At 59.8% G+C, this 16,426-nt stretch carries 12 protein-coding genes; 9 read left to right on the plus strand and 3 right to left on the minus strand.

Features of this window, described 5'->3' with window-relative positions:
• Positions 1-56: 56 nt before the first annotated feature.
• The 3 genes from AC1UK9_RS14250 to AC1UK9_RS14260 form a co-directional block, all read right to left on the minus strand.
• On the minus strand, positions 57-2,294 hold the full coding sequence (locus tag AC1UK9_RS14250) for a TonB-dependent receptor (protein WP_482577725.1): 2,238 nt from the start codon (positions 2,292-2,294) through the stop codon (positions 57-59).
• A 110-nt stretch (positions 2,295-2,404) separates the two neighbouring features.
• The gene (locus AC1UK9_RS14255; RefSeq protein ID WP_473015763.1) at positions 2,405-2,806 is read right to left on the minus strand and encodes a ParB N-terminal domain-containing protein; all 402 of its coding nucleotides are present in this window, start codon (positions 2,804-2,806) and stop codon (positions 2,405-2,407) included.
• Positions 2,807-2,831: 25 nt separating this feature from the next.
• Positions 2,832-3,722, minus strand: a complete 891-nt coding sequence (locus AC1UK9_RS14260; RefSeq protein ID WP_482577726.1) for an HpcH/HpaI aldolase/citrate lyase family protein — start codon at positions 3,720-3,722, stop codon at positions 2,832-2,834.
• A 613-nt stretch (positions 3,723-4,335) separates the two neighbouring features.
• On the opposite strand from AC1UK9_RS14260, the gene AC1UK9_RS14265 reads away from it, so the two are divergent.
• The 9 genes from AC1UK9_RS14265 (at position 4,336) to AC1UK9_RS14305 (ending at position 16,414) form a co-directional block, all read left to right on the plus strand.
• Entirely contained in the window at positions 4,336-5,730 is a 1,395-nt protein-coding gene (locus AC1UK9_RS14265) for a Y4yA family PLP-dependent enzyme (RefSeq protein ID WP_482577727.1), read from the plus strand.
• Between the two features lie 56 nt (positions 5,731-5,786).
• The gene (locus AC1UK9_RS14270) at positions 5,787-6,788 is read left to right on the plus strand and encodes a PLP-dependent cysteine synthase family protein (protein WP_482577728.1); all 1,002 of its coding nucleotides are present in this window, start codon (positions 5,787-5,789) and stop codon (positions 6,786-6,788) included.
• Positions 6,789-6,816: 28 nt separating this feature from the next.
• Positions 6,817-7,977 (plus strand): NAD/NADP octopine/nopaline dehydrogenase family protein, encoded by a 1,161-nt coding sequence (locus tag AC1UK9_RS14275; protein WP_482577729.1) that lies wholly within the window; start codon positions 6,817-6,819, stop codon positions 7,975-7,977.
• 36 nt (positions 7,978-8,013) lie between these two features.
• Positions 8,014-9,864 (plus strand): IucA/IucC family protein, encoded by a 1,851-nt coding sequence (locus tag AC1UK9_RS14280; protein ID WP_482577730.1) that lies wholly within the window; start codon positions 8,014-8,016, stop codon positions 9,862-9,864.
• A gap of 13 nt (positions 9,865-9,877) precedes the next feature.
• The gene (locus AC1UK9_RS14285) at positions 9,878-11,122 is read left to right on the plus strand and encodes an MFS transporter (protein WP_482577731.1); all 1,245 of its coding nucleotides are present in this window, start codon (positions 9,878-9,880) and stop codon (positions 11,120-11,122) included.
• Positions 11,123-11,137: 15 nt separating this feature from the next.
• Entirely contained in the window at positions 11,138-12,322 is a 1,185-nt protein-coding gene (locus AC1UK9_RS14290; RefSeq protein WP_482577732.1) for an aminotransferase class V-fold PLP-dependent enzyme, read from the plus strand.
• Between the two features lie 85 nt (positions 12,323-12,407).
• Complete coding sequence (locus AC1UK9_RS14295; RefSeq protein WP_025109677.1) at positions 12,408-12,923, plus strand: sigma-70 family RNA polymerase sigma factor; 516 nt, start codon at positions 12,408-12,410, stop codon at positions 12,921-12,923.
• Positions 12,924-13,901 carry a FecR domain-containing protein gene (locus AC1UK9_RS14300; RefSeq protein WP_473015773.1) on the plus strand — a complete coding sequence of 326 codons (978 nt, stop codon included), beginning with the start codon at positions 12,924-12,926 and terminating at the stop codon, positions 13,899-13,901.
• 98 nt (positions 13,902-13,999) lie between these two features.
• Positions 14,000-16,414 (plus strand): TonB-dependent siderophore receptor, encoded by a 2,415-nt coding sequence (locus tag AC1UK9_RS14305; protein WP_473015774.1) that lies wholly within the window; start codon positions 14,000-14,002, stop codon positions 16,412-16,414.
• Positions 16,415-16,426: the final 12 nt, after the last annotated feature.

Genomic DNA, 16,426 nt, shown 5'->3' on the forward strand with positions numbered 1-16,426 from the left:
GCCCGCCCATTGAAAATGGCAGACAGCAGCCAACCGGCTGTGCCTGCCCTCGCGCATCAGAAATCGACCGTAGCCGATAGCTGCAAGGTGCGCGGATAGCCCGGCGAGAACGCGCCGTAAGAAGCAACGCCCGACCAGTACTCACGATCAAACACGTTCTGCACCGTAGCGCGGAAGGTCGTCGGCCGGCCTTCGATTTTCGTTGCGTAGCGTGCGCCGGCATCGAAACGGGTCCAGGAATCCAGTTCCTGGGTGTTGGCCTGGTTGACGTATTGACTGTCGGTGTAAATGGCCCCGCCCGTCAGGGTGAAACCCTCCAGCCATGGCGTATCCCATTCCGCCCACAGATTGGCCTGCACGTCTGGCACACCCACTGGCTTGTTACCTTTGTTGGCCGCTGTCGCTGAATCGGTCAACTTGCCATCCAGCACCGTCACGCCGCCCATCAAGCGCGTGCCCGGTGCCACTTCGCCGAACATGCTCAATTCGATCCCGCGATTGCGTTGTTCGGCTTGCACCGAGAACACGTTGTCGGCGCCGACTTCACCGCTTGGTTTCTCGATCTGGAACAACGCCAGGGAGGTCATGAACGTACCGTGCTCGTACTTCACACCCAGTTCATGCTGCTTGGATTCATAAGGGGCGAATGTCTCGCCAGCGTTGACCGCTGTGCCGGGGGCAATGTCGCCTTTACTCAAGCCTTCGACATAGTTGTAGTAGAGGGAAACGTCGTCCCAGGGCTTGACGACTACCCCCACCAGTGGCGTCGTCGCGCTGTCGTTGTACTTCGAACTGACGGAGCCCGACGCATTGTAGTTGCGCGACTCGATGTCCTGACGGCGCACGCCGAGCGTCAACTGGAAGCGGTCGTCAAGCATCGACAGCGTGTCGGTGAACGCAACGCCGGACAGATCCGATTCGGAAACACGCAGCACCTTCGGCGAGCTGATGTATTGCTTGGGCACATCGATCGGGTGATAGATGTTCGAACGGATTTCCGTGCCGTTGTTGATGCCGCGGGACAACTCGTCCTGGTACTGGGTCGCCATCAATGTGGTGGTGTGGGTGATCGGCCCGGTGGCGAACACGCCACGAATGCCGACATCGGCGGTGGAACGATCAACGTTGAATTTGTAGTAACCGGGGATGTTGCTGGTATCCCCCGCCTCGTTGAGGATGCGTGGCACCTGGTCGGACATGCGCTTGACGTCCGACTTGCCGCCACCGGCATGGGCAAATACGGTGACCGTATCGCTCAGGTCATATTCGCCGCCGAGCAACGCCGACTGCTCTTTGGTGTCCGACCAGCCCCAATCCTGCGACAGGTTGGTGCGGCCATTCGGCGCGGACGGTACAGCGACGCCCGCTGCGATGGTGAAAGGTCGCGAAGCGCCCTCCCAGCTTTCTTTCTGGCTGATGTAGTCCAGGTTCAGGCGCAAGCGCTCACCGCGATAATCCAGGGCGATGGCACCGATACCCAAATCACGGCGCTGATCATCGATGGCCGTATCGCCGCCTTGCAGGTTGCCGTTGAAGCGCACGCCAAACTGGTTTTCCGAGCCGAAACGACGGCTGAGATCCAGATGACCGCCGACCTGGGAATCCGACGCGTAGGTGGTAGTGACCCGTGTCAGGTCTTCGTCCAGCGGACGCTTGGGAACGATGTTGATCACCCCGCCTACGCCACTGTTCGGTGAGATGCCGTACATCAGCGCACCCGGCCCCTTGAGCACTTCGACCCGTTCGGCGTACTCGGTGAACACCCGGTAATTGGGCGCGACGCCATACACGCCGTCGAACGCCAGCTCTCCCAGGTTGCCTTCGCCAATCGGGAAGCCACGGATGAAAAACGAGTCGACGATGCCGCCCGTCTGGCCGGTGGAGCGCACCGAGGGATCACGCTCCAGCGCGTCCGCGACCGTGACGGTTTGCAGATCGGCGAGGGTTTTGGCGGTGTAACTGGTGACGCTGAACGGTGTGTCCATCACGTCTTTGTTGCCCATCATGCCCAGCCGCGCACCCCGTGCAACCTGGCCACCGGCGAGGGTTTCCGGCAAGGCCATGGCGCCGTTGTAACGGGCGTTGACGTTGGTGGTGTCGAGGGTCAGCGCGTCCGTGCTGTCGTCGGCCAGAGAGACTGGCGCGTTCGAGGTTTTATCGGCGGCAACGTCTTGTTGCTCGGGGCTGGCGGCCCAGGCGTTGGCGCTTCCTGCGACCAGAACGAAATTCAACATGGCGGTACGCACGGCGAGTGTTAACACCCGCTCACCGCTAGGACGACTGACAACAGGCATGACGAGAGGATCCTTTCATCGAGAGAAAATGGTAATCACTCCTATTGCCAGTCGATCTGCGAAAAAGTATCACCTGCAGTCAAAGTTTTTTGGTTTTGATCCGGTCCGGGTCAGTCGTAGAGGCGTTCCAAAGGGATCGCGACCACCGGTAGCGCGGGGTCAAACGCGTGTCGGGTGGTCTTGTACGGGAAGATCTCGCCACGGGCGATGGTGCTGAAAATCCGCGCGACTTCGAACGCTTGCCCGGTCTGCCAGTGCCGCACACACACCCGCGGATCGGCGTAATCGAGCTGGATGCACGGCACGCGCTTCAGGCCCAATTGCAACGCCGCGTTGAAGCGGTGATTGCCGTCCATGACGATGCCTTGCGAACGCTCGACGATGATCGGTTCCAGCCAATGGCCGGCGCGGACAATCGACTCGCGCAGCATCGTCACATTGGCCGGATCGACCTGCTCCGACTGCTGCACGTCACACAGCGGCCGCAACGCAATCTGATAACCGTGTTCCATGGTGGATCTCCTGATTGAGCGGGTTTCAGCAGGCGTCGGCGCGGGGAACCGGCGCGTATTGGCTGGCCACATCGAGCAGCCGCTGGGCGTGCTCGATCAGCGGCAAGTCGACCATCTCACCATCCACTTGCACCGCGTGGCTGCCCGTGGCGACCGCGCTCATCACCCGACCGGCCCAGGCCAGTTGATGCGAATCCGGCAGGAAGGCGCGCTGTACCGACACCAGTTGCGCGGGATGGATGCACAGCTTGGCGCCGAACCCCAGCGAGCGTGCGTACTGCGAGTCTTGAGTGACCACCGCCAGGTCGCTGATGGCGGGAGTAACGCCGTCGATCGGTGACGGCAAATCCGCTGTCCGCGAAGCCAGCACTATGCGGTTGCGGGCGAACAGAAATGCTTCGGGAGTCTGGCTGCAGTCGATATCCAGCGAGAAATCCAGCGAACCGAACGCCAGCCGCGCCAGGCCCGCAATCGCGGCAATCGCCTCGACCTGCTGCAGGCCTTTGGCGGTCTCGATGATCGCCACGATCTGCAGTCGTGGCTGCCACTCCAGCAAGTGTTCAACCACCCGCGCCAGGGTTTCGGGGCATTCGGCCTTGGGCAGGAATATCCCGTCGCACCGTTCGGGGTAGCGCATGTCGCCAAGCCAGGCCAGGTCCTGGCGAAACAGCGTGCTGCTGACGCTGTTCAGGCGAATGTATCGCTCGCAGGCAACCTTCGGCGTGTTCTCCTGCCATGCGCGGATCGCGGCGCGAGCGGCGGCTTTGCTGTCGGGGTGAACGGCATCCTCGAGGTCGAGAATGATCGCGTCCGGGCCAGCCTCGACGGCTTTGGAAAACCGCTCGGGGCGGTTGCCCGGTACGAACAGGTAGCTGATCGCGGGTGGGGTTTTGCGGCTGAGTCGATCGGATTGCATGGCGTTGCTCCTTGGCGTGAACCAGTCATGATTTCTGAAAAATTTCAGGCCCTGCCGACAGCGATTTTCGAGGCGCTGCCAGGGCTTCTCGCAACAACCCTCAACGCCTTGTTGATCAAGGAATCGAGGGGCTTTTTTATCTCAGGGCGAACGTGTCCTTGAGCGTGTAAATACACGTTCATTGATTCGCCTTTCGCAGGTCTTTATTCAAAAATATTTGAAAACCTTACTTGATAATCGTTCCTGTTCGCAATATTGTTCACGCCGCCAAGAGGAACTATCCTCGTTCCAAAGCAGATAGTCAGCGTCACGGGAAGTACATGTCAGTGATGTCATTTGAATGTCAGTTACTGTTCAAAAACCGGAATTGACCGACAACTAGCGGTCAATTAGCACATCCGTACAAGCCTTAGGGAATGGGGTTCTCATGCAATTGTTTGGTGAACCATTTATTACGATCGATGCTGCGAATTTATCTTCATTTTTTATCTGGCCGCCGCCAGCATCGCATTTAAATACTCGCAGCTGACGAGTAACAAATACGACACTCATCGATAACGATCGGTTATCGAAACATCAATGGCGAGATTATTTTCGACGCCAGGGGCCAACTATGCCTACAACAAATGCAGCACCTGTTGAACAGCGAAATAAAGTTCATCATCCGGAACTGTTAAAGCCGTTGATTGACCCGTTTATTTCCACATTTATCAATGACTTTCCGAGCAAGCTTGCGAGCCTAGTTAAACAACACGGTTCGCCGCTGAATGTGGTCTGGCCCCACGCTTTTGAATTGAATGCACAGGCGTTGTTGGCGGTATTAAAGCAATACAACGTGGCGCACGCGCTCTTCTACGGAGCCAAGGCCAACAAGTCCCAGAGCCTGCTCGGCGCGGCGGCGAATTCGGGCATCGGCGTCGATGTATCGAGTATCCACGAGTTGCACGCCGCACTGCGGGCCGGTACGTCGCCAGGCAAAATCTGCGCCACGGGACCGGCCAAAACCGTTGCGTTTCACCAGGCGTTGGTCAGCGCCGGCTCGTTGATTTGCGTGGACTCGCTGGAGGAATTCGATCACCTGACCCGTGTGCTCGCCTCACAGCCAACGACGATGAAGGCCCGGGTTTTACTGCGTTACCGGCCGAAAAGCAGTCTGAAGAGCCGGTTTGGAATGGGCGCGGAAGACGTGCTTGAATGCCTGCAACGCCTGACCGGGCAGCCCACGTTTTTCCATTTCGAAGGTTTCCACTTCCATCTCGGCGGTTATGGATACGAATCCCGTGCACAAGCCTTTCGTGAGGTGACCGGCTTCGTCGAAGCCGCCAGAGAAATGGGCCTGAATCCGCAGATGATCGATATTGGCGGAGGCTTGCCGATCCGCTATGTCGAGCCGCAGGCCTATGCCCGGTTTCTGCAGAACGACAATAACCCCGGCAACTATTACAGCCAGAAAGTTCCGACCACTTATTATCCCTATGGCAGTGAATTGACGGCGCCACAATGGCTGGCATTATTGCTCGAAACCGAGCATTCACAGGGTTTGTCCATCGCCGGTTACTTGAAGCTTCATGATATAACCCTGGCCCTCGAACCAGGCCGTAGCCTCGTCGATCAAGCGGCCATTTCGATATTTCGCGTCACCCGAAGCAAACAATTGGCCGATAACAAAACCGTTCTGTTTGTCGAGGGCAGCAGTTTCAGTGCCTGTGAAACATGGTTCGCCTCTGAATACCTGGTCGACCCAATACTGATCAGTGCCGAACAACTACCCGGCACACCCACCCAAGCCTATATCGCCGGCCATAGTTGCCTGGACGATGACGTAATAACCCATCGCCTGATCAACTTTGCCACTGCCCCCAAGGCCGGAGACTTATTGATCTACGTCAATACTGCCGGTTATCAGATGGACCTGCTGGAGAACGAGTTTCATCGCCACCCCTTGCCCCGGCGGTTGACGGCGACCTGCTGTACGGAAGGTAACTATGTGTTTTCACCTGACTACTAAAGGGAACAATTGAAATGATATTGAATAAAGTATCAGAGCTTATTGGTAATACACCGATGTTGGGTATAGATGTTCCGGATACCAACGCCCGCTTGTTATTGAAGATTGAAAAGAACAACCCCGGCGGCAGCATCAAAGACCGCATGGCGCGCAACATGGTGCTGGCCGCTCTCAAGTCCGGTCGTTTGAAACCCGGCGGCGTGGTTGTCGAGTCGTCGTCCGGCAATACCGGGATCGGTCTGGCGATGGCAGCGGTCGAGTTCGGTCTGCATTTCATTGCGGTGGTCGATCATCACGCCGCGCAAGACAAGATTGCCGTGATGAAAGCCCTCGGTGCCGACATTCGCTTCGTCAAAGGCACCTATCGCGAGGACGAAGTCGCGGTGGTCGAGCGCCAACAAATGGCCGCGCAACTGGCGACCGAGATTCCCGGCGCCGTGTTCATGAACCAGTCCGACAACGCAGCCAACGCCGGCGGCTACAGCGATTTCGTCCGCGAAACCGTCGCTCAGGCTGAAGGCGCTATCGGTGCTTATGTCGGCTGTGTCGGCACCGGCGGCTCGATGACCGGAATCGCTCGCGGTTTGAAAGTGCACAACCCGGACACCGTCACCGTCGCGGTGGAACCCGCCGGTTCGATCGTCTTCGGCCATCCCGGCTATCCCTATTATCAATCGGGTACCGGCACGCCAGCTGGCGACACCGTGGGCCTGGTGCTCGATTACAGCTGCATCGATCTGGGTGTGCAGGTCACCGACTCTCAAGCGTTTGAAACGGCCCGCTACATCGCGCGCAATTTCGCGTTGTTGGTGGGCGGTTCGACCGGCGGCGCGATTTTCAAGGCGCTCGAACTCATCCACAAAGGCGTGCTGAGCGGCAACGTTGTCGTGCCGATTGCCGACGGCGGCGAAAAATATCTGCACACCGTGTTCGATGACACATGGCTGCAGGAACGCGACCTGATCGACGCAAGCATCGCCCCGCAACTGGACGCCTGGCTGGGCAAGACCCAATGGCTGGAATCCGTTTCCGCGCCGCTGCAACTGAGCGTCGCATGACCCACCCTTCACACAGGAACGCCTCTCGATGAATCTGTTGAAAGTCGCCATTTGCGGTGGTGGCAGGACCGGTCACCTCAACGCCATCCTGTTCAAACAGCTGCCCGATGTTCAGGTTTCGATGCTTACCAGCAACCTGGAGATCATCGAACAACACGCCCGTCAGACGCCAACGCAGGCGCTGCTGCCTGACGGTTCGACCCTGAGTGCCCGACTGGATCGGGTGACCACCGATGCCAGAGCTGCCGTCGAGGATGCCGACATCGTCATCATCACCGTGCCGGCCCATGCCCGCGCGCAAACCCTGAAGGACATCGCCCCGCATCTGAACGCGAGCAAACCGGTGTACATCGGTGCGATTCCCGGTTTCTGCGGTTTCGACTGGCTGGCCGAAGCCACCCTCCCCGACCGCCCGAACCTGGTGATCTGGGGCATGAAGGATGTCCCGCATACCGCGTTCGAGCTGACGCCGGGCCGTTCGATCAAAATGGGCGGCGGCAAAAGCCAACTGTATGTTGCGACCCACGCCCGGGAGCCGCAAACCGCCCGCCGACAGCTGGAGAAGATACTCACCAGGCTGTACGGCCCCTGCGTGACGATGCTGGACAATTACCTGGAAATCACCCTGACGCCGGGCAACCCGATCATGCACAGTTCGGTGATCTACGGACTGATAGGCCCCTACGGCCAGTGGCATCGCAAGATTTTTCCGCAGCGTATGTGCTGGTGGACCGAGTGCCCGGAACTGGGTGCCTACTTCCTCGAGCGCATGGACCAGGAAAGCCAGGCGTTGTGTGCGGTCATCAGCCAGCGCATGGGCGTTGACCTGTCCTCGGTCAAGTCACTGAAACAGGAAATCGTCGAGGCCTACGGCGAACAGATCCGTGACCAGAGCAGCATGTTGTCGATTCTGCGCACCAATCAGGCCTACAACGACATTCTTGCACCCATGGTGCCCGCCGCCGACAACCGCGCCGGTTACGTGATCGAACGCGAGAGCCGTGCCTTCAACGAAGACGTTGCCTACGGCCTGGTGCTGTTGGTGGAGATGGCCAAGCGTTTCGACCTCAAGGTGCCCTACATCGAAGAAGTCTTGCACTGGAGCGTTGGCTACATGCAGGGCCTGCGCGACTCGGCACTCGACTATTTCCCCAGCCACTGGCCTCGCACGACAAGCGCCGCCGCGTGATCTCTTTATTCAATTTTCGACGAGCAGACCGCTGATATGGATGACTTCAAGACACTGATCGCCTACTCCCGTAAAAACGCCATGCGCCGCTTGATTCGCTGCCTTTTTGCGGAAAACATCCTCGACCGTTCGGCCCTGAGCTTTTGCGCCGAGGGCAACCAGGCCACTTACCCGCTCAAGGGCGGCCGCGCTCATCTGGCCTTTGCCGATATCGCCAAAGGCCCGGCCGACACGGTGGTCAACGACGGTGACGTGGTGCTGGTGACGGATGAAGGCGTACGCCAGGTCATCACCAGCCATCAGGACATGCTCGATGTGCTGCGCGACAGCTTCGACTTCGAACCGACTGACGAAGGCTTGGCCGGGCTCAAGGCCGACATGGAAAACAGCCTGACCAACGACGCTCACGCCCGTCAGCATCGCCAGCGCTGGAACGCCCGATTGGAGCAGGCTGCCAAGGATGCCGGGCTAGACAGCTTCACCGACTACCTGCGCCAGCACGCCAGCACCAAGGACGCTGCCATTCTTCTGGACCAGTGGGGTTCGCTGGAAGGTCACCCGTATTACCCGACCTGGAAAGCCCGCCCGGGCCTGACCGATAAAGAAGTCGAACAACTGTCACCCGAGTTCAATGCACAAGTACCGCTGCGCATCGCCGCGCTGCGCGCCGACAACGCGAAAAGCGAAAGCATGCCGCACGTGATCGATTACCGCGCCTGGTTCGCAGAAAACTTCCCGGCGCAATGGGAGCAATGGAAAGCCTCGCTGAACAACAAGGGGCTGGACGAAAATCACTGGTTGCCATTGCCAATCCACGGTTGGCATTTGCAGGCCTACGTGCTGCAGAATTTCGCGCAAGAAATCGCCGACGGCATTCTGATTACCGACGGCCCCGACCTTCCAACGCTACCGACCATGTCGTACCGCACGATGATGCCCGTGCTGGATGAATGTGCGCCGCTGATCAAGCTGCCGATTGCCGTGTGGATGACCAGTGAGTTGCGCAGCCTGCAAGCCAAATCGATTCACATGGGGCCGCGTATCAGCACCGTGATCAGCAAGATTCTTGAGGTTGAAAACGGCTTTGATCAGCGCCTGGAAATCTTCCCGGAAGAAATCGGCGTGCGTTACAAAAACGCAGTCACTCAGGACGATCATCCGGGCCGGCACTTGTCCGTGGTGTATCGCGCCAGTGCCCCTGCGTTCGAGCGACGCGACGATTGCCTGCCAATTACCGTAGCGTCGCTGTTCACCCGTTTACCGGGCAGTGGTCGTCCGTTGTTCACCGATCTTATCGAGCGTGATGGCGTGCGGGCCAACGTTGCACAAGTCGAGAGCTGGTTCCGTGAGTACGCGAAAGTGGTCACTCACCCGGTGGTGGCGATCTATCTGATGTACGGCGTGGCCCTCGAAGCCCACCAGCAGAACACCATGGTGCTGTTTTCCCCTGACGGCAAAGCACGTAGTCTGCTGATCCGCGATTTCGGCGATGGCCGCACTTACGCGCCGCTGCTTGAAGAACGTGGCTACAGCCTGCAACCGCATGTGCAGCCGGGCATTCTGCCGACTGTATTCTCGGGCGACATCGAGCCGGTGCGCATGTTCGTCCTGGATGCGGCGTTCCTCACGCATCTGCACGAAATGGCCCTGTGGCTGACCAAGGAATACGGCTTGAACAACACCCGGTTGTGGCAGGTATTGCGCGAGGAAACCGACCTGGCCTTCGAGGCTGTGCGCGATCGTGTCGCGCCAGCGCTGTGGGAAGTCGAGCACAAGGCGTTCGTTGAAGATCCATGGCCGACCCGCTCGTTGTTGCGCATGCACATGATGCAGTACAGCAACTATCGTTTGCAGCACACCCTGACCAACCCGCTCGCTAGCGTTTAACCGAGGCAGTCTCATGTCCCATGCAGGTGTCATCCAGGGTTCGAGAGTAAGAATCCTGATTTATCTTCTATTCGCGATCCAGTTAGTGTCGATGGGCGCGATGGAAATGAGCGGGCCGTTCTGGCCTGTCCACCTGCGTGGGCTGACGACGTCGGAGTCGGTTTTCAGCTTCGCCAGCATCGCCGTGTATGTCGGGCCGATGCTGGGCATTATTCTGACCAGTGCATTCTGGGGCCGTATCGGCGATCGCTACGGCCACAAGTTGATGATGATCCGCGCCCTCGCCGGCTTGTCGTTGACCCAGCTTGGGCTGGCCCTCTTCAGTGATATCTGGGTCATTCTGATTCTGCGCTTTCTGCAGGGAGCCTTCGCCGGCTACATTGCCCCGGCACAGGCTTACGGAGTCAGCATCGAGGCCCCTTCGCGGCGAGCGCGATTGTTCGCCATCCTGCAAATCTCCACCAACGTCGGCTCGTTGCTCGGCGCGGTGGTCGGCGGGTTGATCCTCGATTACGCGACGTTCTTCTGGATCAACATCATTGCCTCGGTACTGTGCGCCGTGTGCACGGTGATCGCTGCCGTGACCTTGCCGGACGTACCGCCGGTGAAGAAAACGCAGGTCGCGGACAACGCCGCCTCTGCGCGTCGTTCCGGCAGTCTCTGGCAAGGTTCGCCATTGCTGTCGCTGCTCGGCGTAATGGGCATTCTGCTGTTGGCGCGGATGCTGCCGCAGACCTCGTTCTCGCTGTACGTCAGCTCGGTGTTCGAGGTCAGCAACTCGGTGGTCGGCCTGTGCTACGGCTTGCTGGCACTGGGGTTTATTCTGTCGGCCACAGCCTGGTCGCGTTACTTCGAACACCGGAGCCAGCAGGACACCCTGCACCGCATCACTTACATCGTCATCGGCTGCATCGCGCTCACTGCTGTGGCAGGCGTCACGCGTAATCCGCTGGTATTTGTGGTCGCCTACTTCATCTGGGGCGTATTGCTGGGGGCTACCACTCCCGTGCTGATGGCCTTGATTTCGAAAACCGCTGACAGCTCACAGCAGGGTCATGTGCTGGGCATCGCTCAGGGCACCGCGCAGTTTGCCTCGATCGCCGGGATTTCTGCCGGTGGCCTGCTCAGTCAGGTCTACGGCTTGCAATACACCTATCTGTTCGTTTGCCTGGCCTACGTGGTGGCGCTGATCCCGATTATCGCCCTGCGCTACTGGCCCGCGGTGATGCAACCGAGTGCAGCCCCACCGGGGGACTGATCAAGGAGTCTGCTTTTGAACATTGAACAACTGCGTGCCGACACACCCGCTGTCGCGCACCTGATCCATTTCAACAATGCCGGCGCAGCGCTGATGCCCGCGCCGGTGATCGAAACCATGACCCGACACATCCAGCTTGAAGCGAATCTTGGCGGATACGAGGCCGCCGGGCAGTGCTCAGCCGAGGTGGAAAGTGTCTATGGCACCATTGGCCGCTTGATCAACGCGCAAGCCGATGAAATCGCAGTCATCGAAAACGCGACGCGCGCCTGGGACATGGCGTTCTATTCGTTGCCCTTGCGACCGGGCGATGTGGTGCTGACCTCGACCACCGAGTACGCCGGCAACTACATTCCATACCTGCAATTGCAACAGCAGCGTGGCATCGAGATTCGCATCATGCCCAACGATGAACACGGCCAGGTCTCGTTATCGTCGCTCAAGGACATGCTCGACGATGATCGGGTTGCCCTGATTTCCCTGCCCGTGATCGCCACCAATGGCGGGCCGGTGCAACCTATCGAACAGATCGGTGCCCTCGCCCGTGCGGCCGGCGTGCTGTATTTGCTCGATGCCTGCCAGGGCGTCGGGCAGATGCCGATCGATGTGCAGAAGATCGGTTGCCACATGCTCGCCGCCACCAGTCGCAAATACTTGCGCGGGCCGCGTGGCATGGGATTTCTGTATGTCGAACGCGGGTTGTGTCAGAACCTTGAACCGGCCTTCCTCGATTTGCATGCGGCCTCTTTGCAAACCGCTGACAGTTTCACCATTCGCCCGGACGCGCGACGTTTCGAAAATTGGGAATGCAACGTCGCGGCCAAACTGGGCCTTGGTGCAGCGGTGGAATACGCGTTGGCGCAAGGTATCGAACCGATGTGGTTACGAATTCAACACCTGGCGGAGTACCTGCGCCAGCAACTGACGGAGATTCCGGGCGTCACTCCGCGAGACCTTGGCGCGATCAAGTCTGGCATCGTCACCTTCACTCATCGCGATAGCAGCGCCGCGCAGATTCAGCAGTGGCTGGCCGCTCAGGGCAAGCGCATCAACGTCACAACGTCGACCTGCCGTTCGACACTGCTCGACATGCAGCAAAGAGACTTGCTGGAAGTCAGTCGCGCGTCACTGCACGCGTACAACACCGAGGCGGAAATCGACACCATGATCGCGGCTCTGCGCCAACTGCCATCAGTCTGAACCGGACACCAATCGGCGCTTGCGTCACAGCCAGTTTGTAAACTAGCATTGGGAATACTTCTCAATTGCATGAATGCCTGCAGCCATGAGCCAAACCCTTCCCGCGAACAACGACAATCACCTGCGCGCGATCGAAGCCTTGTACAGCGGCCATCACGGCTGGCTGTACGCAACGCTGAGAAAAAAACTGGGTAACGCCATGGATGCGGCGGATCTGGCGCAAGACACCTTCACGCGCATCCTGGCCTCGCAAGTCACTGTCATCGAGCAACCGCGGGCCTATCTGAGCTGCGTGGCCAAGGGCATTCTGGTCAACTGGTATCAGCGCAAGGCGCTGGAGCGCGCCTATCTGGACGCTCTCGCCCACGTGCCTGCGCAGGAAGTACCTTCGCCGGAATTGCGCTTCATGGTGCTGGAGACCCTGCATGAAATCGACGCGATGCTCGACGCGCTGCCGCCACTGGTCAAGCGTGCGTTCCTGCTCTCGCAGATCAGCGGCCTGAAATACGACGACATCGCCGAAGAGTTGGGCGTGTCGCTGATCACCATCAAACGCTACATGAAGCAAGCCTTCGTGCAATGCCTGCTGCTGGTGGAGTGAATGCTCACCCTGCGCAGTCAGCCTCATCCCGATCAACAAGCCCTAGAGGAAGCGGCCGACTGGCTGATCCGCTTGAGTGAAGGCGAGCTCAGCGACACTGAGCAAGCCGAATGGGAATACTGGAAAACCAGCACCCCCGAACGCAGTCGCGCCTGGGCGCGGGCGCAGTTGCTGCAAAGCAAACTCGGTGGGTTGCCGCCGTCGTTGGCGATGTCGTCGCTAGATCGTCCGAGCAGTCCCGAGCGCCGTGCGGCACTGGGCAAACTGGCGATGATCCTGGCGATCCTGCCGGCCGGCTGGGGCAGCTGGAAGCTGGCAGAGTCTCAGCAATGGTCGGCCGACTATCGCACTGCTGTCGGCCAGCAACGCGAACTGACCCTGGCCGACGGCTCGAAAATCACCCTGAATACCGCCACCGCCATCGACGTCCTGTTCGATGCCAATCAACGGCTCGTTCATCTGCGCGAAGGCGAAATACTGGTGCAGACCGCAACGGACAACTCGCCGATGCCCCGTCCATTTCTAGTCAGCACCCGGCAAGGCCGCATGCAGGCGCTGGGCACGCGCTTCACCGTTCGAGAGCTGGAGTCGCGCACTCACCTTGCGGTGCTCGAGGGCGCGGTAAAAGTCGAGCTGGCGGAAAATCGTCAGGGGACACCACTGATCGTCAATGCCGGGCAACGTACCGAATTTTCGGCGCATACCTTCGGCCAGGTCAGCATCGCCGACCGCTACGTCGGCGCCTGGGCGCAGGGCATGTTGATGGCCGACAAGATGCGCCTGGCGGACTTCGTCGACGAGCTGACGCGCTATCGCCGTGGGTTTGTGCGCCTCGACCCGGCGATTGCCGATCTGCGTGTGTCCGGTGCCTACCCCATCAGCGACACCCAGCGCACCTTGAACATGCTCGCGCAAACCTACCCGATCCTTGTCAGCGGCCATTTGAATGGCTTCTGGGTCATGCTTTCCCCCGCCTGAATCAAAAAAATATTTACCGATCCGGTGATACTTTTTCTGATCTCGACTGGCTAGTAGGGAGAAGCACTCTACCGTCCTGTTTATAGGTCCATCCATTCATGCTCGCTGCACGCCATCTGCGTCCGGATCGTCAGTTCAAACCAGTTGTTCGCAGTGCGTTGCTCAGCCTTGTCCTGATCGCGGCCGTCAGCCCGCTGGTGGTGGCGGCTGTGCCAGTGCAACTGGACACTGTTGCGGTGCGTGCCTACAACATTCCCGCAGGGCCGCTGGGCGCGACCCTGTCGAGTTTTGCCGTGGAGGCCGGTATCGCCCTGTCGTTTCAGCCATCGTTGACCGAAGGCCTGAACAGCCCTGCGCTGATCGGCCAGTTCTCTACCCGGGACGCGGTCAATCGCTTGCTCGAGGGCAGCGGTCTGGACATGGTGTTACGCAGCGACGGCAGCTACACCCTGGTACAGCGCCGACTGACGCTGGACGAAACCGCGGTGATCGGCAGCGAAAAAACCACCGATGCCTTGCCTCCGGTGTACGCCGGCGGGCAGGTGGCCAATGGCGGACGCCTGGGGATCCTCGGCAATACCGATGTGATGGACGCGCCATTCAGCGTCAGCACCTACACCTCAACGCTGATCAAGGACCAACAGGCGGTCACCGTGGGGGATGTGCTGGAGCGCGATTCTTCGGTGCGCTCCACAGGCCAGACCGGGGGCATCGTCGACTCGTTTTTCATCCGTGGTTTTCCCGTCGGTGAGGGCAACCTCGGTGAACTGGCATTCGACGGCGTTTACGGTGTGGCACCCAACTACCGAGTGTTTACCGAGTACGCCGAGCGTATCGAGCTGGTCAAGGGCCCCGGCGCCTTGCTCTACGGCATGTCGCCGAACAACGCGGTCGGCGGCGTGATCAACGTGGTGCCCAAGCGTTCCCTCGATGAAGACCTGACCCGTTTCACCGCCAGCTACGCCATGAACTCGCAGTTGGGCGGCCACCTCGACGTCAGCCGGCGTTTCGGCGAGGAGCGTCGGTTCGGCGTGCGCCTCAATGGCAGCACGCAACTGGGCGACACGGCCATCGACGATCAATCGCGGCATGTCGATATCGGCGCGCTGTCCCTTGATTATCAAGGCGAACGCCTGCGCACCAGCTTCGACTGGCTCAATCAGGAAGAACGCTTCGACGCCGCTTCTCGGCCCTTTTTGATCGCCCCCGGCGTGGACATTCCTTCGGCAGCCAATGGCCGCATCAATGTCAGCCAGGACTGGGGCTGGTCGCGAACCCGTGACCAATCCGCCCTGCTCAGTGGCGAATACGACCTGAGCGACGCCCTCACGGTGTTCGCCCACGCCGGCGGCGGCAAGTCGGATGTCGCGCGGATGTCCGACCAGACCCCGACCATCATCAACGCTGCCGGCGATACCTCCTCGACTCCCGGCTATTACAAGTTCGAAGTCGAGCGCTACACCGTGGACGCCGGTGCGCGCCTGCGATTCGACACCGGGCCGATCAGTCACCGCGCATCGCTGCAGGTCAGCCGTTATCGTGATGTGCTGTCGCGCGGGATCATTTCCGGCGCACCGATCCTGTCGAATATCTATCACCCGGTAGAGCGCCCGAAACCCTACATCCCCAAGCCGGACACACCGAAAGTCTCCGAGAGCGAACTGACAGGCGTGGCACTGGCCGACACCCTGTCGGTACTCGAAGACCGGGTGCAACTGACCGTCGGCGTACGCCAGCAGAACATCAAGTCCGACAACTACAACGCCGCCGGGGTTGTCACCACGTCCTACGACGACGGCCGGGCCACGCCGCTCTATGGCGCGGTGGTGAAACCCTGGGACCACGTTTCGTTTTACTACAACTACATCGAAGGCCTGAGCAAGGGCGACATTGCCCCCTCCACGGCATCGAACGCCGGCGAAATCTTTGCCCCCTACATCTCCCGCCAGCACGAACTCGGGGTCAAGGCCGATTACGGCACCTTCACGTCCACCCTCTCCCTGTTCCAGATCACCAAACCCAGCGGCGAACTGGCTTCCGGGGTGTTTTCGGTGCAGGGCGAGCAACGCAATCGCGGGCTTGAGCTGAATGTGTTCGGCGAAGTCGTGCCGGGCACGCGACTGCTCGGTGGCGTGACCCTGCTCGATGCACAACTGACCAAAACCTCGGTGGCCGGCAACCGTGGCAACAAACCCGTGGGCGTACCCGAGGTGCAAGCCAACCTGTGGGCCGAATGGGACACCTCGTGGCTCGAGGGGCTGACGCTCACCGGTGGTGCGATCCATACCGGCAGTCAGTACGTCAACCAGGCCAACACGCAGAAACTCGATGACTGGACCCGCTTCGACGTCGGCGCGCGCTACACCACGCGAATCGACGAACGACCGACCACGTTTCGCGCCACCGTGCAGAACGTGTTCGATCACGAGTACTGGTCGGGCGTCGCCTCCTATGGCGCGTTCTCCCAAGGCTCACCGCGCACTTTATTACTGTCGGCAACAGTCGATTTCTGAAACGTTCAGTCC

It is taken from the genome of Pseudomonas sp. AK-TSAG1-1, from assembly GCF_056821665.1.